At 71.7% G+C, this 21,080-nt stretch carries 18 protein-coding genes and 2 pseudogenes; 9 read left to right on the top strand and 11 right to left on the bottom strand.

Going from position 1 to position 21,080, the window contains the following annotated elements:
- From ACWD11_RS33525 to ACWD11_RS33540, 4 genes and pseudogenes are all read left to right on the top strand, one after another.
- Window positions 1–159: pseudogene (locus ACWD11_RS33525) on the top strand (IS5/IS1182 family transposase); the annotation flags it as partial.
- A gap of 141 nt (window positions 160–300) precedes the next feature.
- On the top strand, window positions 301–513 hold the full coding sequence (locus ACWD11_RS33530) for a hypothetical protein (protein ID WP_451287656.1): 213 nt from the start codon (window positions 301–303) through the stop codon (window positions 511–513).
- Between the two features lie 31 nt (window positions 514–544).
- Window positions 545–934 (top strand): annotated as a pseudogene (locus ACWD11_RS33535) (LLM class flavin-dependent oxidoreductase); the annotation flags it as partial.
- 19 nt (window positions 935–953) lie between these two features.
- On the top strand, window positions 954–1,112 hold the full coding sequence (locus tag ACWD11_RS33540; protein WP_451287677.1) for a hypothetical protein: 159 nt from the start codon (window positions 954–956) through the stop codon (window positions 1,110–1,112).
- Window positions 1,113–1,376: 264 nt separating this feature from the next.
- Here ACWD11_RS33540 and ACWD11_RS33545 read toward each other — a convergent pair whose 3' ends face one another.
- Window positions 1,377–2,411 (bottom strand): methyltransferase domain-containing protein, encoded by a 1,035-nt coding sequence (locus tag ACWD11_RS33545; protein WP_451287658.1) that lies wholly within the window; start codon window positions 2,409–2,411, stop codon window positions 1,377–1,379.
- Window positions 2,412–3,318: 907 nt separating this feature from the next.
- Between ACWD11_RS33545 and ACWD11_RS33550 the strand changes: the two genes are divergently transcribed.
- From ACWD11_RS33550 to ACWD11_RS33560, 3 genes are all read left to right on the top strand, one after another.
- Window positions 3,319–5,754: an HAD-IC family P-type ATPase gene (locus ACWD11_RS33550; RefSeq protein WP_451287660.1), complete on the top strand. Its 2,436-nt coding sequence runs from the start codon at window positions 3,319–3,321 to the stop codon at window positions 5,752–5,754.
- Between the two features lie 671 nt (window positions 5,755–6,425).
- On the top strand, window positions 6,426–7,010 hold the full coding sequence (locus ACWD11_RS33555) for an AMP-binding protein (protein WP_389420135.1): 585 nt from the start codon (window positions 6,426–6,428) through the stop codon (window positions 7,008–7,010).
- Window positions 7,011–7,447: 437 nt separating this feature from the next.
- Complete coding sequence (locus ACWD11_RS33560) at window positions 7,448–9,226, top strand: AfsR/SARP family transcriptional regulator (RefSeq protein WP_389420136.1); 1,779 nt, start codon at window positions 7,448–7,450, stop codon at window positions 9,224–9,226.
- A 109-nt stretch (window positions 9,227–9,335) separates the two neighbouring features.
- On the opposite strand, the gene ACWD11_RS33565 is transcribed toward ACWD11_RS33560, so the two are convergent.
- From ACWD11_RS33565 to ACWD11_RS33595, 7 genes are all read right to left on the bottom strand, one after another.
- Entirely contained in the window at window positions 9,336–9,551 is a 216-nt protein-coding gene (locus ACWD11_RS33565; RefSeq protein WP_356456273.1) for an MbtH family protein, read from the bottom strand.
- Between the two features lie 121 nt (window positions 9,552–9,672).
- Entirely contained in the window at window positions 9,673–10,833 is a 1,161-nt protein-coding gene (locus ACWD11_RS33570) for an alpha/beta hydrolase family protein (protein WP_451287662.1), read from the bottom strand.
- Window positions 10,834–11,028: 195 nt separating this feature from the next.
- Entirely contained in the window at window positions 11,029–11,463 is a 435-nt protein-coding gene (locus ACWD11_RS33575) for a hypothetical protein (protein WP_389420138.1), read from the bottom strand.
- 32 nt (window positions 11,464–11,495) lie between these two features.
- Window positions 11,496–12,359 carry a prephenate dehydrogenase gene (locus ACWD11_RS33580; RefSeq protein ID WP_389420139.1) on the bottom strand — a complete coding sequence of 288 codons (864 nt, stop codon included), beginning with the start codon at window positions 12,357–12,359 and terminating at the stop codon, window positions 11,496–11,498.
- A gap of 56 nt (window positions 12,360–12,415) precedes the next feature.
- Window positions 12,416–12,865 carry a phospholipase gene (locus ACWD11_RS33585; RefSeq protein ID WP_451287665.1) on the bottom strand — a complete coding sequence of 150 codons (450 nt, stop codon included), beginning with the start codon at window positions 12,863–12,865 and terminating at the stop codon, window positions 12,416–12,418.
- 189 nt (window positions 12,866–13,054) lie between these two features.
- A complete protein-coding gene (locus tag ACWD11_RS33590) occupies window positions 13,055–13,849 on the bottom strand; it encodes an ABC transporter (protein ID WP_389420141.1) in 795 nt (264 codons plus the stop codon).
- A 6-nt stretch (window positions 13,850–13,855) separates the two neighbouring features.
- On the bottom strand, window positions 13,856–14,824 hold the full coding sequence (locus ACWD11_RS33595; RefSeq protein ID WP_389420142.1) for an ABC transporter ATP-binding protein: 969 nt from the start codon (window positions 14,822–14,824) through the stop codon (window positions 13,856–13,858).
- A 134-nt stretch (window positions 14,825–14,958) separates the two neighbouring features.
- Between ACWD11_RS33595 and ACWD11_RS33600 the strand changes: the two genes are divergently transcribed.
- Together ACWD11_RS33600 and ACWD11_RS33605 are read left to right on the top strand one after the other, a co-directional pair.
- Window positions 14,959–16,677, top strand: coding sequence for a sensor histidine kinase (locus ACWD11_RS33600; protein WP_451287667.1), 1,719 nt, complete (start codon window positions 14,959–14,961; stop codon window positions 16,675–16,677).
- 14 nt (window positions 16,678–16,691) lie between these two features.
- Window positions 16,692–17,357, top strand: a complete 666-nt coding sequence (locus ACWD11_RS33605) for a response regulator (RefSeq protein WP_389420144.1) — start codon at window positions 16,692–16,694, stop codon at window positions 17,355–17,357.
- A 51-nt stretch (window positions 17,358–17,408) separates the two neighbouring features.
- Here ACWD11_RS33605 and ACWD11_RS33610 read toward each other — a convergent pair whose 3' ends face one another.
- Genes ACWD11_RS33610 through hppD form a run of 3 tightly spaced genes read right to left on the bottom strand, consistent with a single transcriptional unit; the run spans window position 17,409 to window position 20,940 of the window.
- Window positions 17,409–18,746, bottom strand: coding sequence for an aminotransferase-like domain-containing protein (locus ACWD11_RS33610; protein WP_451287669.1), 1,338 nt, complete (start codon window positions 18,744–18,746; stop codon window positions 17,409–17,411).
- Complete coding sequence (locus ACWD11_RS33615; RefSeq protein ID WP_451287671.1) at window positions 18,743–19,876, bottom strand: alpha-hydroxy acid oxidase; 1,134 nt, start codon at window positions 19,874–19,876, stop codon at window positions 18,743–18,745. Before ACWD11_RS33615 ends, ACWD11_RS33610 begins: the two co-directional genes overlap by 4 nt.
- The gene (gene hppD, locus ACWD11_RS33620; protein WP_451287673.1) at window positions 19,873–20,940 is read right to left on the bottom strand and encodes a 4-hydroxyphenylpyruvate dioxygenase; all 1,068 of its coding nucleotides are present in this window, start codon (window positions 20,938–20,940) and stop codon (window positions 19,873–19,875) included. The genes ACWD11_RS33615 and hppD overlap by 4 nt, the downstream gene beginning before the upstream one ends.
- Between the last annotated feature and the right edge of the window lie 140 nt (window positions 20,941–21,080).

Here is a 21,080-nt window from a genome sequence, read left to right on the forward strand (position 1 = left end):
TACAACCGGGACCACGCCCGACTACGCGCCCCTGGCGAACGCGCCTTCGCACAGCTGAAAACCTGGCGCCTCCTTCGTCGAGCCCGATGTTCGACTAACCGCATCGGACGCATCGTCGCCGCCGTCCACGCCCTCCTGATCTGCGGATACGGAGGATGAAAGAGGTTCATTGACTCCGTATCCGTTCGCCAACGCGCCTTCGCAGCTATGGCTAACATCTGGAAAACACGTGAACTTCCCCGTGCCCGGCCCGAATTCCACACCGGATCACTGTTTTCGCGCCCGAGGGGACACGCGCCGATGACGCCCGTGCAGCATCCGCCCGAGAGCGTCCGGGCCCGGATCGTCGAGCGGTTCGCCGACCATGTGCGGCCGCCGGCCGCCGGGATCGACCCGGAACTGCCGTTCCCGGAATACGGCCTGGACTGCGTCGGCGCCATCGGGTTCGCCGCCGACATCGAGGAGACGGAACGGCTCGCACAGCGCACCGCGGCCGTCGACGGGACCCACTGAAAGGACCGGCCGCGGCCATGGATTTCAGCTGCTGCATTTCGCCGACCGGAACGAATTCACCGCGGTCTGGCTGCCCGAGCGGCACTTCCACCCCTTCGGCGGCGCCTGCCCCCGTCCGTCGCCGGCCGCGGCGGCCCTCGCCCCGAGCACGGAACGCGTCCGGCTGCGGGCGGGCAGTGTCGTGCTGCCGCTGCACAAGCCCCTGACGGTGGTGGAGGACTGGGCCTTCGTCGACAACCTCTCGTGCGGCCGGGTCGGCCTGGCCGTGGCCGCCGGCTGGAACGCCGACGACTTCGTGCCCGCGCCGCGGCGCTACGCCGAGCGCCGGTCGTACACGCCGCGCGCGCCGCCCGAACTGCGCGATCTGTGGGCGGGCAAGACCGTCCGCCGGGTCAACGTGGAGGGCCCCGAGGTCGGCGGTCGGCACCGAGCCGCGGCCGGTGCAGGGCGCGCTCGACCTGTGGCTGACCAGCTCCTCCGACCCGCCGGGCTTCGAGCAGGCGGGCGCGCTGGGCCTGCATGTGCTGACCGGCCTGCTCTTCCAGCAGGTCGAGGGCCTGGTCCCTCGGGTGCGCGCCTACCTCGTGGCGCGGCGGTGACACGGCCACGACCCGGACGGCGGGCGGGTGACGTTGAGGGTGCACACCTTCGTCGGCGAGTCCGACGAGACGGTGCGCGAGGTGGTGCGCGGGCCCTTCCTCGAGTACCTGGACTCCTCCGTCGACCTGTGACGCGGCCACTGGACGGAGCTGCGCGGGCAAGGGCTACGGCTGCTGGACTGCCCCACCTGGACCGGGTGTGGCGCGCCTTCGCCGGCTGACCGGCCGTGCTCGCCCGCGCGGGCACCGCCCTTGGCGGGTCGCTCAGCCGTGGTCGGCCCTGCGGCTCACGCCGACGACCGCGCGCCGGGGCACCGTGAGGCGCCACTCGCCCGTGGCGTCGTCGCGCCGCAGCTCGGTGCCGGTGACCGAGCCGTCCGCTTCGGTGTAGCGGAAGACGGCCCTCGCCCGCTCGGCCACCCAGCGGTACGCCTCCTCCTCGGTACGCCCGTCGAAGACCTTCACCAGGCCGTACATGTGCAGCAGATACCGGCCGACGGCCAGCTCGGCCTCTTCGGGGGTGGCGCCCACGACGGTGTACGGGTCGTCGACCTCCAGGACCTCACGGTGGTCGAAACCGGCCTTCTCCAGGTAGCCGTCGATCTCGTCCCGGGTGAAGTGCAGGAACTTGTGCCCGGTCATCGACAGGACGTCGGTCACCTCCTCGAACCAGACGTCCATGGGGGAACCGACAAGGAAGTCGTGCAGCACGAACCTGCCGCCCGGGCGGAGCATGCGGTACGCCTCACTGGCCACGGTATGCCGGTCGGAGGGCGGCACATGGTGGGAGCCGTAGGCGAGCAGGACAGCGTCGACGGACGCGTCGCGCAACAGGGGCTGCTCGGCGCGCTGGAGCAGGGCCGGCATGCCGGCCGCCCAGGCCGCGGCGACCATGTGGGAGGAGGCGTCACAGGTGAGTATGTCGAAGTCGTCGAGGCCGAGTTCCTGGCACACCTTGCGGATGAGTCCGTCGCCGCCCAACAGGTCGACCAGCACGGGCCGTTCGCCGTCGGCGGTCGGCCGCTCGGGCGCGGCGAGGCTGAGGAGGGTTCGGATGCCGGTGGCCCGGGCGCGGGTGTTCAGCGCCTGGGCTTTGAGGTAGATCCCTCCGCGGCCGCCCTCGGCGTCGTCCCCGAAGTCGTCGTGCCGCTCCGGCGTGCTGCCGAGCACGGCCTGCCACGCGGCGATCCGCCGCGGGTCGGTGCGTGCGTACAGTCCGGGGTGGAGCCGCCGGAGCTCCGCCACCTGCCCCGGAACGTCTGCCCCTGTCACGATGGACCCGCTCGTCTGTGCCTGCATGAGGCTCTCCTCTGCGTGGGGTGAAGGGGCGCCCTCCCGGGCTCGCGAAGGAGCGGGATCCGGTCGGCGGGGCGAGCAACGGGATGTCCGGGGCGTTCTGCGGACCCACGCTAGGAGCCGGTAGTTTCCCTTCGGTATTGATCCGTTTTCCGCCGCTGCCCTTCCATCCCCAAGTCCCTGCCAGCTGATCGGTCCCGGTTGGCGACCACGGCGGGCGCGGACAGCGTCCCACCCTCCGTGGGCAACCGCTCGGCCAGCCCCGCCGCCATCGGACACCGGAACAACCCGTCCAACCCCACCTCGACCCCGACCCCGACCCCGACCAAGGCACGCATGCGCCGTCGGCGGCCGTGCGGGGGGTGTCGGTGCCGCGCAGGTCGACGACGGGCAGCGGTACGTGTCGTCGGGCACCTCGTCAGTCATGGCAGGCCCGGCAGCGGCGTCATATCCGTGCCCTATCGGCGAAGCGGAGGCCGCGCTGCTGATGGACCCGCGAGTGCGGCAGGCCTTGGTGGTGCGCGACGACCGGCTCCTGGGATACGTCGTCCCGGCACCCGGCGCCGACTGGATCTGGGTGGGCATTCGTTGCCGGCGGTGAGGCTGGCGGGTCGAGCGCGCCCTGGCCACCCCTACGGACCTCACTCGCGGCGAACTCCACCTCGCGGGCGCCGGAGGTGAAGGTACGGGGATTCCGCGCCGAGCCGGCATCGACATGCGGGCTCTCCCGCGCCTGACCTCCCGCCGGAAGTGCCGTCCGGCCGGACCGGCGCACCTGACGAAAGTCAGACGAAGAGACGTCCTTGGTGCGTAGTGGCGAGGACCTCGCGGCTCCTACCTTCGGTCGCGGACGAACGCCCGGCCCGCCTCGTGCGGCGCCGGACAGCGAGGGATGCGGAGGAATCCACGGATGGAAAAGCGGCTGGACGAGCCCGGCGTGAGTGCCGAGGCCGTCGCTTCGGGGGGCAGTGCCCTGCCACCGCTCGTCGCGGGCGACGGCCGGAGCGCCGGCCTCACCACGGCCGAGGTCGCCGAGCGGGTCGCCGCCGGCCGGGTCAACGATGTGCCCGTCCGGTCCAGCCGCAGCATCGGCGAGATCGTCCGGACCAACCTCTTCACCCGGATCAACGCCATCATCGGCGTGCTGTTCGTGATCATCCTGATCGTCGGGCCGATCCAGGACGCGCTGTTCGGCGGGGTCATCCTCGCCAATACGCTGATCGGCATCATCCAGGAACTCCGCGCCAAGCGGACGCTGGACCAGCTCGCGATCGTCGGCGAGAGCAGACCGCGGGTGTGGCGCGACGGGGAGCGGGTCCCGCTGGGGGCCGGCGAGATCGTCATCGACGATCTCATCGATCTGGGGCAGGGCGACAAGATCGTGGTCGACGGCACGGTCACCACGGCCGACAACCTGGAGGTCGACGAGTCGCTGCTGACCGGCGAGGCGGACCCCGTCGTCAAGCGTCCCGGCGATCCGGTGATGTCCGGCAGCTTCGTGGTGGCCGGCTCCGGCGCGTTCACCGCCACCCGGGTCGGCCGGGAGGCCTACGCCGCCCAGCTCGCCGAGGAGGCGCGGCGGTTCACGCTGGTCAACTCCGAGCTGCGCAACGGCATCGACCGGATCCTCAGGTTCGTCACGTACGCCATCATTCCGGCGGGCATCTCGCTGATCATCACCCAACTGATGGTCAACGACGACGATCTGCCCGAGGCGGTCCGGCGCATGGTGGGCGGTCTGGTGCCGATGGTGCCGGAGGGCCTGGTCCTGCTGACGTCGCTGGCCTTCGCGGTCGGTGTGGTCCGGCTCGGCCGCAAGCAGTGTCTGGTGCAGGAGCTTCCGGCGATCGAGGGTCTGGCCCGGGTGGACACGGTGTGCCTGGACAAGACGGGCACCCTGACCGAGGCGTCGATGGACGTCGACGAGGTGCTGCCGTTGGCGCCGAACGTGCCGCTGGAGGAGGTGCTGGGTGCCCTCGGCGCCGCCGACGAGCGGCCCAACGCCAGCCTCCAGGCCATCATCGACGCCTACCCCGCCCCCAGCGGCTGGGTGCGGCACGCGGTCGCGCCGTTCTCCTCGGCGCGCCGGTGGAGCGGGGCGGAGTTCGCCGAGCCGTCCGGCGAGCGGTCGGCCTGGCTGCTCGGGGCGCCGGACACGATGCTCCCGCCGGGCCACTCGGTGCTCGCCGCGGCCGACTCCTACGGCGCCCGGGGTCTGCGGGTGCTGCTGCTCGCCCGCAGTTCACGGCCGCTCGACACGCTGCTGGACGACCCGGCGCAGGTGCCCGACGCGGTGCTGCCGTGCGGTCTGGTCGTCCTCAAGCAGCGCATCCGGGCGGAGGCGCCGGCCACGCTCAAGTACTTCGCCGACCAGGGTGTCTCGGCGAAGGTGATCTCGGGCGACAACGCGGTGTCCGTGGGCGCCGTCGCGTCGGCCCTGTCGCTGCCGGGCGCCGACAGCCCGGTGGACGCGCGGTTCCTGCCCGAGGACCCGAAGGCGCTGGCCGACGAGGTCGAGAAGCACACCATCTTCGGGCGGGTCGGGCCGCAGCAGAAGCGGGACATGGTGGGCGCCCTCCAGTCGCGCGGGCACACGGTGGCGATGACCGGTGACGGTGTCAACGACGTGCTCGCGATGAAGGACGCCGACATCGGGGTGGGCATGGGCTCGGGCAGCCCGGCCACTCGGGCGGTCGCGCAGATCGTGCTGCTGGACAACAACTTCGCCTCGCTGCCGTCGGTCGTGGCGGAGGGCCGTCGGGTCATCGGCAACATCGAGCGCGTGGCCAACCTGTTCCTCACCAAGACGATGTACTCGGTGCTGCTGGCCGTGGTGGTGGTGCTCACCCAGGTGCCGTATCCGTTCCTGCCTCGCCACATCACCCTGATCGGCTCGCTCACCATCGGCATCCCGGCGTTCTTCCTGGCGCTGGCGCCCAACAAGGAGCGCGCCCGGCCCAACTTCGTCGGACGTGTGCTCCGGTTCGCCGTCCCCGCCGGTGCGCTGGCGGCGGCCGCCACCTCGGTGTCGTACTTCTACGCCCGGTCCGTGTACGACGACAACCTGGACGCGGAGACGTCGGCGGCGACGCTGGCGCTGTTCCTGACCGCGCTGTGGGCGCTGGCCATCATCGCCCGCCCGTACACCTGGTGGCGCGTCCTGCTGGTGCTGACCATGGCCGTGTCCTTCGCCCTGGTGCTGGTGGTGCCCTACCTGCAGGAGTTCTTCCAGCTGCAGCTGGTCGGTCTGGCGGCGCCGTGGGCGGCGGTCGCGTCGGCGGTGATGGCCGGACTGGCACTTGAGATCGTGTGGGCTCAGGATCGAGGACGGAGGGTCTCCGACTGAGTCCACCCGGGCGGTACATCCCCCGGCCGCCCGAGGGCCGCCCGGCACAGCGCCGGGCGGTCCATTCGCCGTCCCACTCGATGGCCCCTGATGCCCGGCCATAGGAGCTCCGGCCAGCGTCGGCCGCACAGCAGTGCCCCTGCGAACGGACCGATCGGCGCGGCACGACCCAGGCTCGGAGCGAGGACGACCGCCAAACGTGCCGCGGCCGGGTTGCCCTCGGTACTGCGCGCGCTCGCGCGTACATGGCCGGAGCGGGACGCCGTGATCCATGTCCACTCCCCCGGCGCGGACCAGGGCGGCCATCACACCCTCTTCTACGCCGAGTTGGACGAGCGGGCGCGGCGCCTGGCGCATGCCCTGCGGGAGGAGACGGCCCTCGCCCCGGCGACCGGGGCTGCTGCTGTACCCGTCGGGGACCGACTTCCCCGTGGCCTTCTTCGGCTGTCTGTACGCGGGGCTCGTGGCCGTGCCCGCGCCCGTTCCGGGAAGCAACCGGCGCGAACGGCTCCGCCTGTCGGGCATCGTGCGGCAGACCGGCATCCGCGCCGCGCTGACCGACGACCGCCACCTCGACGCGGTGCGCTCCTGGACCGGGGCGGAGGCCCCTGGGCCCGTGCGTGTGCTGAGCACCAGCGGGTGGCCGCCCGCAGGCCCCCGGGGCCACCGCCGTGGAGCCGCCCGGCACCGGCCCGGACGCCACGGCTGTGGTGCAGTACCCGTCCGGCTCCACCGCGGAGCCCGGGGGCGTGATGATCAGTCACCGGAACCTGCTGCACAACGTGGCGACGATGGGCGAGGAGTTCGTCCTGCCGCCCGGCGCGTCGACGACGCTACGACGGCGGGGCTCGACCTGTCCCGGTGGCGGTAGGCCGTCGACGGCTCGGAACCCCTCTGCTCGGACGAGGTGGGCTGAACCGAGATCGGGCGGGCCGAGGGGTCCGGCACCGCAGGGTGCCGGACCCCTCTGTCGTCTCACCGCCGCAAAACAGACCGGAGAGTCATCTTCCGGCCAACCTGTGGCCCATGCTCCGGTCCCCCAGCGAGGCCGGCGGGGACCCCGGCCGCGGACGCCCGCGCACCCGAGGTGGTCCAGTCCACTACGGCCGCCACCAGGCACGTTGCGGCGCAACTTTACCCATACAACCACTTCACCAACCGCATATCGGGCCGATGTTCATCTCCCGTTCCGGGAATACCGTGCATCGACCCTGCCGAAAGGCAGGGTCCCACACATGTCGAAAGTGGAGTGTTGAATCAGGTAGGGGTACGTATCATTCGACAGAGGCCAGGGGGAGCGATGGTGACCGATTGACACGACGATCGACCTTCCGTGAGCGGCATACCAGGCTGGGGCACCGCCCACCGCGATCTTGACATCGCCGATAGCCCGTGCATGAGCCGCAACAACGAAATCGGAGCCCGGCCCTCCACTTCCCGCGAGCCGCGATGGGAGAACCCTGTTTGGATCGAGTCGACCGCAGAATATGGAACTGCATGAGTACCAGAACTTTAGACACGGGGGTCTCAAGTAACCATGGAATTCCGCTCAAGCACCATATCCTGGAAGGACGAGGGAAAGCGGCGGGAATCGGCGGCCAGGAATCGAGCGAAGAGCATTGAAATATCCGGCCGGGAAGAACCCGTCGGAGAAACCCTGGAGTTCCGAATACTCGGGCCGCTCGAAGTACGCATGAAGGGCCGCACGCTCACCATCGGCGGACCGCGGCAGCGAGCGGTCCTCTCGGCGCTGCTCCTGTCGGCGAACCAGGTCGTCTCCTTCGACTCACTCATCGAGAAGGTCTGGAACGGGCAGCCGCCCAGCACCGCCCGCACCCAGGTGGCCATCTGCATCGCCGCCCTGCGCAAGACCTTCCGCACCGCGGGCTGGGACCGGGAGACCATCGTCACCGCCACGCCGGGCTACATGCTCGCCCTCTCCGGCCACTCGCTCGACTCCGTGCGCTTCGAGCGACTGGTCGCCGACAGCGTCCGGCTGGCCGCCGAGCAACGCACCGCCGAGGCGGCGGAAGCGCTGCGGGACGCGCTGGCGCTGTGGCGCGGACCGGCGCTCGGCGGAGTGTACGCGCCCTTCGCCGAGACGGAGGCCGCCCGGCTGGACGAGCAGCGGATGCTGACCATCGAACAGCAGATGGCGCTGCGGCTCCAACTCGGTGAACACCAGGCCGTACTCGGGGAGCTTCAGGCCCTGGTGAGCGCCTGTCCGCTGCGCGACCGGCTGCGCTACTACCTGATGCTCGCCCAGTACCGCGCCGGGCGGCGGGCGGAAGCCCTGACCACCTTCCGCGACGGAATGCGCCATTCAGTGGAGGAGATTGGACTGGAACTCGGCACAGAACTGCAGGAGTTGCATAACGCGATCCTCCGGGACGACGTCCCGGAGCCAGCCGGTCCGGCCATTGCTGTCGCAGACACCAGCAAACAGAACTGTGCTCCGGCACAGCTCCCGGAATGCGACGCCTACTTCGTCGGCCGTAGCCGGGAACAGTGGTTACTGGATGATGCCCTCCTCGTCCAGACGACGCAGAATTCCTCATCCATCGCACATATCACTGGAAGCCCTGGTATAGGCAAGACCGGCCTCGCCGTCCACTGGGCCCATCGGTCGGCGCACCGGTTCCCCGACGGGCAGCTCTTCGCGGACCTGCGGCAGCACCAACCGCTGGACGTGGTCCACCAGTTCCTGCGCAGCCTGGGTGTCGACGGCCCGCTGCCCACCGACCTGGCGGAGGCCGCCGAGCGATACCGCTCGGCCCTGGAGGGCAGGCGCCTGCTCGTGGTCCTCGACCACGCCTCCTCCTACGCCCAGGTGCGGCCGCTGCTGCCGGGCAACGGCCAGTGCCGGGTGCTGATCACGGGCCGGGCCACACTCGACGAACTCCTCCAGAACCCGGGTCTGCTGCGGCTGCGCATCGGCCCCCTGACCGACGACGAGTCACGCGAGATGCTGGCCGGCGTCCTGCGCGACACCAGGGCCGAGGAGTCCCCGGAGAACACCCGGCGCCTGGTGCAGCTGTGCGGCAACACCCCGCTGGCTCTGCGCGCCGCCGGTGCCCGGCTGCTGACCAAGCAGCACTGGCGGGTGCACGACCTCATACGGCGTCTGGAGCGGTCGGCGGACCGGCTCGCGGAGCTGAGCATCGGCGAGGACTCGCTGCACGCCCGACTGGACCGCAGCCTCGGCGAGCTCGACCCCGCCGCGGCCGTCGCCTACACCGGGCTGAGCCGTCTGGATGGCCCCGACTTCTGCGCCGCCGACGCGTCCGAGGCACTGGGGATGGACCAGATGGACGCCGAAGACCTCATCGAGACGCTGGTGGACGCCCAACTGCTGGAAGTGGTGGGCCGCGGTCACTGGGGCGAGATGCGCTATCGGTGGCAGGAGCTGGTGCGGCTGCACGCCCTGGCCTGCCGGCCGGCGCAGACGTGCGGGGCGCGTCGCGCCGTCTGAGCCGAGCGCACAGCGAACCGCCCCGCCGGACTCGGTCCGGCGGGGCGGTCGTCGTTCACACGGCACGCCGTCGGTTCGGCCGGGCGCGCCCGTGCGGGTGCGGCGCCGGTCAGGCGTCCGCGTTCATGGCCTCGATGAGGCTCTTGGGGCGCATGTCGGTCCAGTTCTTCTCCACGTACTCCAGGCAGGCCTCGCGGTCCGACTCGCCGAAGGCGACCGTCCATCCGGCGGGCACCTCCACGAATGACGGCCACAGGGAATGCTGGCCCTCGTCATTGACCAGCACGAGGTAGCGGCCGTCTGCGTCTTCGAACGGATTGGTCACGTCGCATTCCTTCCGGGAACGTCGGGCTGTTCTGCGTGGGGCGCTGGAACCTTGCTCCCATCCCGGCCAACGTACGCAGCCCGCGTTTCCCTCCGATATCGGTTCGCTTTCGGCGCGCCTGTCACGGGTCGTGCCGGCGGATCCGTGCGTCGTCGCGGGCGATGGCGTCCGGGCCGGATGCGGGTGCACCGCGCAACCGGTCGTCGAGGAAGGCCCCGACCAGCCGGCGGGTGGTGCCGAGGGCGTCCGCGGCATCCCGCGCGGTTCCCGGTGCCGCCAGGCCCAGCCGCTCGCCGAGCAGGCCGTAGTCGGTGAAGGAGACATGACCCGTGCCGGCCACGGAGTACCAGCGGCGCCAGCCGGACAGCCGCTGCCAGGCCTGCTCCCACGTGCGGTCCGCACCGGGCCTGCCGTGCTCGTCCGCTCCCAGGAACAGGAACGGCCTCGTCACCGGTGCGGTCCCCGGGCTGTGCAGGGTGCCGTCGAGATCGGCACCGGCCGCGAACCCGGGGTCGGCGCGCACCGCCTCGAACGCGGCCGCGCCGCCCATGGAATGGCCCACTGCGGCGACCCGGGCCGGATCGAGCCGCGGCATGCCCCGGCGGTCCGCGCCGGACAGGGCGAGCAGCCGCCGCCGTACGTACGACAGGTCCGCGGCGCGGACAGCGGCGACTCGCCGCCCGTCCGGGGAGCCGTGGCACGCCCGGCATTCGGTGACCCGGCCGCCGGGGCGGCTGACCGCCACGGCCTCGAAGGCGTGGTCGACGGCGGCCGCCGCGTAGCCCCTGCTGGCCAGGTCCTCGGCGAGCGCGGTCAGGGAGGTACGGGGCAGCGAGAATCCCGGGGACAGCACGACCAGGGGCAGCCCGCGGCCGGTCGTCTCGGCCGGTGGGGCGTCGCGGTCCGCGTGCACGCGGACGCGGCTCAGCAGGTCCGCGGGCACGCCCTTGACGCGGTGCGCCCGCAGGATCAGCTCCGACTCGCGCCGGGTCACGTAGCGCGCGGCGGGGGTCGTGCCGTGCCGCGCGGGGTACCACAGCGAGACCATCAACTCGCGGGCCCGGGCGGGGTCCCAGGGATCCCGGCGGGAGGTGTCGCGCAGTTCCAGAACGCGCAGTCCGACCGGCCGGGTGCCTGTCGGTTCGGGCAGTGCGGGTACTGCCGTCACGGCCGCCCGCGGCGCGGGTGCGGGTTCCTGCCCGCAGGAGGTGAGAGCGAGCAACGCAGCCGCCACGAGGGCGGTGCGGCGGCGCATGGCGCGCCCGGTTCCGGTCACCTTCACGATCGGCGCTCATTTCGTCGGGGAACACCGGACGCCGATCACGCTAGGGGCGCGAAACAGGTTCCGGGCGCGCCGACCGCGTTTTCATCACCTTCGTCGACGGGATTTGTGTCGCATTCCGTTTCGGGGCGGTGGTCCGCTCCGGCTTTCGTCGCCCGGCCGGACCGTGCCGCCCCGTCCTCCGTCGTACCTCGATCAGATCCAGACGGTGCCGAGGTGGGCCTCGACCACGCCCGTGATGTTCCGCGGGCCGCCCTCGGACGCGGACGGGTCGTAGTCGAAGTCGTAGCGGTCGGAGCTCTGGAAGTGGCCGCAGACGATCGGGCTGATCTCCAGTTCGTCCCCGGCGGCCGTCTGCCAGGTGATGTACCAGCCCACGCAGCCACCGTCCGGTGTGCCGAAGCCGCCGCCGGGCAGCAGGTCCTCGACCCAGCCCGTGACGCGCGCGGTGCCATTGTCGACGCACAGGGATATCTCGCCGCGGCCGAAGTTCCGCGTGTCGCTCTCGGTGACGCAGGAGGCCGGTGCGGCTGCGCCGGCCTGCGGCGCCGCGGCGAGACCCGCCACGGCGACGGCTCCCGCGACGCACGCCGTGCGCAGGGCTCGGCGTGCGGTGTGGATACGGTTCATGTCCGTTGTCCCTTCTGATGAAGCGCCAGGTGTCAGGTGCGCTGCGCTTCCCACGGCTCGGGGATGCGGGCTCGCCCGGCCGCGCCGAACCGGAGGGTCTCGCGCAGCCGTTCGGGGCGGGTGGTGTCGCCGGAGCGGGCGATCTCCCGCAACTCGCGGGCCAGGAGTCCGGCCTCGGCGGCCCAGCCGTCCAACTGATCGGCGACGGGACCGGCGTTGGCGGTGAGGATCTCCGTCCACAGGTCCGGGTTGCCGTCCGCGATCCGGGTGACATCGCGCAGGTCCTGCCCGGCCAGCCGTACAGCGGACTCGTCGCCGTCGAGCAGCCGGGCCGCGGCGAGCGAGGCGATCAGGTGCGGGGCATGCGAGACGAGGGCGACGGCCCGGTCGTGGGCCTCGGGGTCGAGCAGCACTGAGACGGCTCCGCACAACGCGACCAGTTCCAGGGCGCAGTTGAGGGCGAGGATGTCGGTGGCGTCGGTCGGTGTCAGCGCCCAGGGGCGCCCCTCGAAGAGATCCGCGCGGGCCTCCCTCGGCCCGGAGCCGCCCGCGCTCACGACGGGGTGCCCGCCCACCAGCGAGGTCAGATCACAGCCATGCGCCCGCGCCTCGTCGTACAGCCGGACCTTGACGCCGGAGACCTCGGTGTAGACGCGGGCCGTGCCCAGCTTCTGGTGCTCGGCCAGCACGGGCGCGCCCCTGCCGGGCGGCGCCACGATCACCGCGATGTCGGCCGGCTGCGGCGGCGCCCCGGCGATGCCCGCGCCGCGCTGCTCGGCCCTGTGCGCGGCGTCGGGGTCCGCGTCGATCAGGTATGTGGCTACGCCGTGCCGGCGCAGTGCGAGCCCGACGGAGCAGCCGATCGGCCCGGCGCCCACGATGGCGGCGGTGCGCATGCCGTCGTCCTTTCTCGGCCGGAGGGACCGGCCCGGGGGCCGGTCCGCGGCGGGGCTCAGCCGAAGATCTTCACGGCCTGGTAGTAGGTCCAGGCGGTGCTGTTGCAGTTCGTCTGCTTCTCACCGGTGTAGGCGGCGCACACGCGCTTCATGTCCTCGTAGAAGGCGCTGTCCAGGCGGCTCTTGTTGGCCTCGAAGGTGCCGGCCGCCTTGTAGTTGCGGTAGCCGAAGTCGTGCCGGACACAGGACAGTTCGAAGGGGAAGCCGAACGGGTTGTTGGGCGCCTGGGTGCAGCCGTCGTTGGACCAGTCGAACTCGTAGGCCGCCCACGCGGCCTGGTTCTGGCGGGCGGCGTGCCAGGCGTTGTAGCTCGCCACGTCGGTCTGTGTGAAGGAGGCGAGGACCTGCGGCTTGTCGGCGGGCGCGGCCTGGGCCGGTGCGGCGGCGACGCCGACGGCGAGGGCACAGCCGGCCAGGGTCACGGACACGGTGGTGCGGCGACGCATGCGGGAACCTCCGAGGAAGCGGACAGCAAGTGCTCCCAATGTCGCCACGGCCGATATGGGGGACGTATCACGCGGTTATCACCGGTCACGCGAACGACGTCGGCCTGCGGACCGTGGGACGGTCCGGAGGCCGACGTCGGGGGGTACCGCGGGCCGGTGGACGGGGGTGGCCACCGGCCCGCGGAGCGGTCAGGCGTCGCGGCGGCGCAGCACGGCGTAGCCGCCCACGACCGCGGCGAGCGCCCACAGGATCAGCACCACGAGCGCGGTGCCGCCGCTGTAGGGGTCGGTCTCCTGCGTCATCAGCACGGTGCCCGCCTCGCTGGGCATGTAGTCGCTGGCGGTCTCCAGCCACTTGGCGCCGACGACACCCATGAGCTGAGGCAGCGCCAGCAGCATCATGATGAGCGTGGTGATGGTGCCGGCGGCGCTGCGCAGCACCGTGCCCACGCCGATGCACATGGTCGCCAGCAGGGCGAGGTAGGCCGCCGCGCCGAAGGCGGTGCCGATCAGCTCACCGCCGGTGTACTCGCCGTACTCCCCCATGAAGGCGGCGGCGGCCACGCTGGCCAGCACGCTGAGGACGAAGCCCACCACGGCCACGACCGAGGTGACCACGAGCGTCTTGGACAGCAGCATCCGGCTCCGCCTGGGCACGCTCTGCAGGGTGGTGCGCATCGAGCCGCTGGAGTACTCGCTGGTCAGCGCGAGCGTGGCGAGCACCACCACGGTCAGTTGGGAGATCAGGAACGCCTGGGAGGCGTGGTGCGGGGCGGGCATGGTGACGTCCACGCCCTTCTTGGCGCTCGCGTCGGCGGACATGCCGACGATCACTGCGAACCCCACCGTGAGCACCAGCGCGACGAGCAGGTTCCACCACGTCGCGCGCACGCTCCACAGCTTCGTCCACTCGAAGGAGAGGGCGCCTTTGAATCCACCGCCGGAGACGGGTCCGACGAGCCTGGGGGCCGTTGTCGCTGTCATGTCTGCTTACGCTTCCTGGTGATCCGCTGCTTGGTTTACGTGTGCCTCGGCGGCGTGGGAGAGGGAGGGCGAGCCGTACTCCACGCTGGCGGCGGTGAGTTCCATGTACGCCTGCTCCAGGCTGGCCTTGCGCAGGCTCAGTTCGTGGACCGGGACGCGGTGCTGGAAGGCCAGGTCGCCGATCTCCTCCAGGGTGCCGCCGACGACGATGAGTTCCTCGGGGGCACCGTCGGTGCCGCGCTCCACGCTCATGCCGAGGCTGAGCAGTTCGCGCCGCAGCACGTCCGGCTGGGGGGTGCGCACCCGGACGGCGTTCAGTGAACTGCCCGCGATGACCTCCTCGATCGGAGCGTCGGCGATGACCTTGCCGCGGCCGATGACCACCAGATGGTCGGCGGTCTCCTGCATCTCGCTCATCAGATGGCTGGAGACGAACACCGTGCGGCCCTCCGCGGCCAGCTCCCGCATCAGCTCACGCACCCAGCGCACACCGTCGGGGTCCAGGCCGTTGACGGGCTCGTCGAACAACAGCACCTTGGGGTCGCCGAGCAGCGCCCCGGCGATGCCGAGCCGCTGGCCCATGCCGAGCGAGAACGATCCGATCCGCTTCTTGGCCACCTCGCCGAGGCCGACGGTCTCCAGCACCTGCTTCACCCGCGAGGCCGGGATGCCGTTGCTGCGCGCCATGCCGAGCAGATGGTGGTAGGCGGAGCGGCCCGGATGCCCGGCCCGTGCGTCGAGCAGGGCACCCACCTCCCGCAAGGGGTGCTTCAGTTGCGCATACGGCTTGCCGCCGACGAGTGCGCGGCCCTCCGTCGGCTCGTCAAGACCGACGATCATGCGCATGGTCGTCGACTTGCCCGCCCCGTTCGGTCCGAGGAAACCCGTCACCTTTCCGGGATTGATCCCGAACGAGAGGTCGGACACGGCCGTCTTGTCCCCATACCTCTTGGTCAGTCGGTCCACAGTGATCATTACCCGCCTGCTCCTTCCGCAGTCACACCACACAAACTAGGAGCGGCGGCCCCTGGGAACATCTGGCGTTCGGCAACGACTGACTCGACTTTCGGCAGGTTCGTGGCCCGCGCCGGCTCTTGTAACGTGCAGGAATGCACCTGTTACAGGCCGTCCGACGGCGAGCGGACCCCGTGCTGCACAGCCTCGGCGCCGAGCGGCCCTTCACCCGGCGCGGCGACCTGCTGCTGCTCGCCGTACTGCTGGCCCCTTCCGCCATCAACGTCGAAGGGCTCGCCGCCTCACCGGTCAGCTGGTCGGCCGTCGCCCTGCTGATCACGGCCGCGGTCGCGGTGCGCCGGGCCCTGCCCGTGCTGTCGCTGGCGCTGGCCGGGTCGATCGTGCTGTTCTACGTCGCCCTCGGCTCGAACCTGTGGACGGCCGGGGCGACGGTGGTGCTGAGCTTCGTGGCGGGCCGCCGGGTCACCCGGCTCTGGCACGCGCACTTGGTGTTCCTCGGAGTGGCGGCCGCCGGGATACTGCTGGTGAATCTGTTCGCCGAGCCCAAGGACTGGCTGAGCCTGCTCCTCACCGAGTTCTTCACCTGCGTCCTGCCCTGGTGGGCGGGCAACTGGTGGCGCCAGCGCTCCGATCTGACCCGGGCCGGCTGGGAACGCGCCGAACAACTGGAGTGGAAAGGCCGCTTCGTCGCCGAACAGGCCCGGCTGAGGGAACGGGCCAGGATCGCCCAGGACATCCATGACTCACTGGGCCATGAGCTGAGCGTGATGGCGCTGCTGGCCGGAGGGCTGGAGCTGGCCCGGGGCCTGACGGACGAGCAGCGGCAGACCATGAAGCAACTGCGGGAGCGGTGCACCATGGCCACCGAGCGGCTGCACGAGGTCATCGGGCTGCTGCGGGAGGACTCCACGCCCTCGCTGCGGCCCGCCCACGAGTCGATCGCCGACCTGGTGCGGCGCTTCGAGCGGTCCGGGATGCCGGTGCGGTTCATTGAGGACGGCGGGGGCCTGCGGCGACCGCCGCTGCTGGCCGAACTCGCCGCGTACCGCGTGGTGCAGGAGGCGCTGACCAACGCGACCAAGCATGCCGCGGGCGCGCCGATCACCGTACGGTTGAGCCACCGGGCGGACGACACGGTGGTGTCCGTGTTCAACGAACCGCCCTCCGGCGGGGGCGAGCCCGCGGCGCCCGGCAGCCGGATGGGACTGATCGGTCTCGACGAACGCGTCCGGCTGGCCGGCGGCACCCTGCGGGCCGGCCCCCGCAGGGGCGGCTTCGAGGTCCGCGCGGAACTCCCGCACGAGCCGTCCGCTCGCGCACTTCCGGTGGAGGAGGCGCACGGTGAGGACGCCGGAGGGACCGGCCCGGACGCGACAGGGCCGGATGCCGACGGCACACGGGGCGGCCCGGACCCCCTCGGTCCGGAGGAGGAACAGCTCCTCGACTCCCCTGCGAAGGGTGCGCGGTCGCGGCGCAGTGCCTCGCGGACGGCGCTCGCGCGGGCAAGGGCGCGGGTGCGGCGCAACGCGCGGCGGGCCGCACTGCTGCCGGTGCTGCTCGGTGCGGCGCTCGTGCTGGCGCTGACCGGCCTCTACGTCTTCACATCGGCGATGACCTCGCTCTCCCCCGAGGACTACTCCCGCCTGCGGCTGGGCGAATCACGCCAGGACCTGGCCTCGGTCCTCCCCGAGCGGCGCATCCGCAAGCCGCCGCCGGTCGTCACCGAACCCCCCGCGCCCCTGGGGACCGCGTGTGAGTACTACCGGGCGGCCGACAGCGTCCTGAGCTTCACGGACACGCTGTACCGCCTGTGCTTCAAGGACGATGTTCTGGTGGCCAAGGACACCCTGTGAAAAACGGAGTTGGGATGATTCGCGTACTGCTCGCCGACGACGAGACCATTATCAGGGCCGGGGTCCGCTCCATCCTGACCACCGAACCGGACATCGAGGTCGTGGCCGAGGCCGCGGACGGCCGTGAGGCGGTGGAGCTGTCCCGCAAGCACCGGCCGGACGTGGTCCTGCTCGACATCCGCATGCCGGAGATGGACGGTCTGGCGGCCGCCGCGGAGCTCAGGGCCACCAACCCGGACAGCGCCGTGGTCATCCTGACCACCTTCGGTGAGGACAAATACATCGAGCGCGCCCTCGACCACGGGGTGGCCGGCTTTCTGCTGAAGGCCTCGGACCCGCGCGACCTGATCTCCGGGGTGCGGGCCGTGGCCTCGGGCGGCGCCTGTCTGTCCCCGCTGGTGGCGCGGCGGCTGATGACGGAGCTGCGCCGGGCCCCCACGCCGCGCGCGGAGGCCTCCGGGGACCGCACCATGCTGCTGACCAAGCGGGAGCAGGAGGTGCTGGCGATGCTCGGCGCCGGCCTGTCGAACGCGCAGATCGCCGAGCGTCTGCATCTGGTCGAGGGGACGATCAAGACGTACGTCAGCGCCATCCTCAACCAGCTCGGGGTCCGCAACCGGGTGCAGGCGGCGATCATCGCCTATGAGGCGGGGCTGGTGAACAAGGACGACCTGGAGTAACCGGTCCGGGCGGGCCGCCGCGCCGTCAAGTGCGGTGCGACGGGCCGCCGTTCACCCCTGGCCGAGGGCTTGCGTGTGGTCCTTGACGAAGCGGGCGAGCCGGGTCGCGCCCTCGGCGGCCTGCTCGACGGTGACGCCGCTGCACGACAGCCGGATACGGCGGTCGCCCGCGTCGTCCAGGTGGAAGTAGCGCATCGGCGTCCAGATGACGCCGTAGGTCTCCGCCGACCGGCGCAGTGCCGCCTCGTCGGCGGCGAAGGGGACGTCGAGGGTGAGGAAGAAGCCGCCGTCGGGGTCGTTCCAGTGCACCCCGGCCGACTCGGGCTCGCCGGGCGGCAGTTCACGGGCGAGGGTCTCGCGCAGGACGCCCATGGTGGCCTGGTAGTGCCGGGCGGCGGGCTCGTTGGCGGCCCGCAGGCCTCCGCCGGCGCGCAGCAGGAGTCCGGCGACGGCGGCCTGGCTGAGGCTGGAGGTGTTGACCGTGACCATGCTCTTGACCTTGGCCAGTTCGCCGGCGAGGAGGCCCGGCGCCCCGCCGTCGGCGCTCTGGACCGGCTGGTCGGCGACGACGAACCCCACCCGGGCGCCCGGGAAGGCGGTCTTGGCGAAGGAGCCGAGGTAGATGACGCGACGCGCGGTGTCCAGCGCCTTCAAGGTCGGCCGCCGGACGGTGCTGAAGACCCCGTACGGGTTGTCCTCGAGCAGCAGCAGCCCGAGCCGCTGCGCCGCGGCCAGCAGCGCCGTGCGGTCCTCCGCCCGCATGCTGACGCCGCTGGGATTGGAGCAGTCGGGCACGACGTACAGGGCCTTGGCCCGGCGGCCCTGCCGCTGCAGTTCCAGCACGGCGTCTTCGAGGCCGTCGAGACCGGGTCCGTGCGGGGTGCCGGGCACCGGGACGACGTCGATGCCGAGCAGGCCGGCCGCTCCGGTGATGCCGACGTAGCAGGGGCTGTCGACCAGCAGCACGTCCTCGGGCCCGGTGAACAGGGCGCGCAGGGTGAGCAGGACGGCTTCCTGGCAGCCGACGGTCACCACCACGGAGGCGGGGTCGACGCTCATGTCCTCGTCCACCCGCAGCATGTCGGCGACGAGTTCGCGGATCTGTCCGGCTGTCTCGCCGTACTGGTAGAGCGCGGTGCGTACGCGGTCCTCGGACAGGCCGCGCCCGCGCAGGTGGTCGAGGTAGGTCTCGATGAGCGTGGGCACGTCCGCGACGTCGAAGTCCCCCTCGTAGGGGCGGCCGGGGGCGAAGGAGATGGCCTGCGGGTAGCGCAGGGTGACCTCATTGAGGAAGTTCATCGTGTCGAGCAGCGGCTCGGACAGGCTGTGGTGCAGGGCGGCCCGGGGCAGTGCCGCCGCCTGGTTCGCGGTGTCCGCGGTGATCGTCATCCCTGGCTCCAGTCTGGGTACGGCCGGCGCGGCGGCAGGAGGGTGTCCGGGCCGATGGTGTCCGCCGTGGCATGACCGGTGAGCACCATCGTCTCGGCGAACTCCTCGGTCAGCAGGGCGAGCATCCGGCGTACTCCGGCGGCTCCGTCGACGGCCAGGGCGTAGAGCGCGGGCCGGCCGACGAGGACGGCGCGGGCGCCGAGGGCCAGCGCGACGAGGATGTCGGCGCCGGTGCGGATGCCGCCGTCCAGCAGGACCGGGCAGCGGCCGCGCGCGGCGGCCACCACCTCGGGCAGCGCCTCCAGGGTGGCCGGGGCGCCGTCGAGCTGGCGGCCGCCGTGGTTGGACACGACGATCCCGGCGACACCGGCGTCCACGGCCGCCTCGGCGTCGCGTGCGGTGAGGACGCCCTTGGCGAGCACGGGCAGTCCGCTCTCGGCGCGCAGCCTTCCTACGGCGGACCAGTCCAGGGAGCGGTCGAAGGCGAGCCTGCTGTGCGCGCCCGGTGCCGCCGCTCCGGTGGCCGCGGTTCCGCTGAGGTTGGCCGGGGTGATGTGGTCGGGGATCCGGAAGCCGTTGCGCAGATCGCGCAGTCTGCGGCCGGTGAAGGGGGTGTCGGTGGTGAGCACGAGGGCCTGGTAGCCGCTCGCGCCCGCCCGGCGGGCCAGGTCGAGCGTGGTCGCGTGGTCGCGGAAGCAGTACAGCTGGAACCAGAGCGGGGCGGCGGCGGCCGCGGCCACCTCCTCGAGGCGGCGGCTGGAGAAGGTGCTGACGACCATGGGCAGGCCGAGGCTTCCGGCGGCCCGTGCGGTGGCCGGCTCGCCGTCGGGGTGGGCGAGTTCGTGGTATGCGACCGGGGCGATGCCGAGGGGGGCCTCCCAGCGGGAGCCGAGCAGCTCCACGGAGGTGTCGGCCTCCTCGATGCCGGGCAGGGCCCGGGGACGCAGCCGTACCGCCTCGAAGGCCGCCTCGTTGGCGACCAGGGTCCGCTCCCGGCCGGCCCCGCCGGCGATGAAGTCCCATACGTCGGCGTGGAGTTCGCCCCGTGCGCGGTCCGCAAAGTCGGCCAGGGTGAGGAGCTGGGCCGCGGCGGGCGCGCCCCGGTGCCGGGGCACGGACGCGGTCGTCATCGGCCGGCCACTTCCCGCTCCCGCTCGACGGCCTCGTACAGCGCCTTGATGTTGGAACTGCCGAAACCCCGGGCGCCGTGGCGCTGGATGTACTCGTAGAACAGCGTGCTGCGCGGGTAGGGCGAGCGGGTGAAGATCTGCAGCAGGTAGCCCCACTCGTCGCGGTCCACCAGGACGTTGGTCTCGCGCAGGTCGGCGATGCGGTCGGCCATCCCGCTGACGCGTTCGGTCAGCAGGTCGTAGTAGGTGCCGGGGGTGCGCAGGAAGGCGACGCCGCGGTCACCGAGGGAGCGGACGGCGCCCACGATGTCGTCGACGAGGAAGGCCAGGTGCTGGACGCCGGGGCCGTTGTGGGATTCCAGGAAGCGGTTGATCTGGCCGGGCAGCCGGGTGTCGTCCGGCTCGATGAGGGTGAAGGTGATGCCGCCATCGGCGTTGCGCACGACGATGGAGTCCATGGCCTGGCCGCCCACCTCGATGTACTCGGAGGAGTAGTAGGGCGTGTCGAAGGCGGCCTCGTAGAAGTCGGCGGTCTTGCGCAGGGTGCCGGGCTCCAGGCAAACGGCGACATGGTCGAGGGCGGGGCGCGGTCCGCCGGCTTCGGCGGCGGCCGGCAGCAGGGCCCAGACGCGGTCGGGCGGCAGCAGCGGGAGGTCCTCACCGGCCGCGACCAGGGTGTGGCGGATGTCGCCGAAGCCGGAGACCGTGGCGTACTGGGAGTCGCCGCCGGTCAGGGCCGGGGTCGGCGCGCGCAGCGCGGTGGCGCCGGCCAGAACGGCCCGGTCGTAGGCGGAGCGGACGTCGGCACAGCTGAAGGCGAGGTCGGCGATGGAGTCGCCGTGCGCCTCGACGAAGCGGGCCACGGCAGTGCCCTCGCCCAGCGCCTGGGTGACGACCAGGATCACCTCGCCGCTGCGCAGCGCCGTGGAGCGGCGGTCGGGTGTGCCGGTGGCGGGGCCCGCCGCGGCCACCGGCACGAAGCCGAGGTTGTCGGTGAGGAATCCTGCGGCCTCCCGGTCGTCCGCGACGTACAGCTCGGCGTAGGCGATGGCGTGGGGCGGCATGGGGCTCTCCAATACAAGAACGGGAGAATCACGGAAGCACCATCGGGAATACAATTCCCGGAGTCACGTTCAGGGAATGCCGACGGATAGCTGGTAACGACAGTCGGGAACACTCTACAAACGCCCCGTATAACCTCGCT

The organism is Streptomyces sp. NPDC002776 (assembly GCF_053592195.1).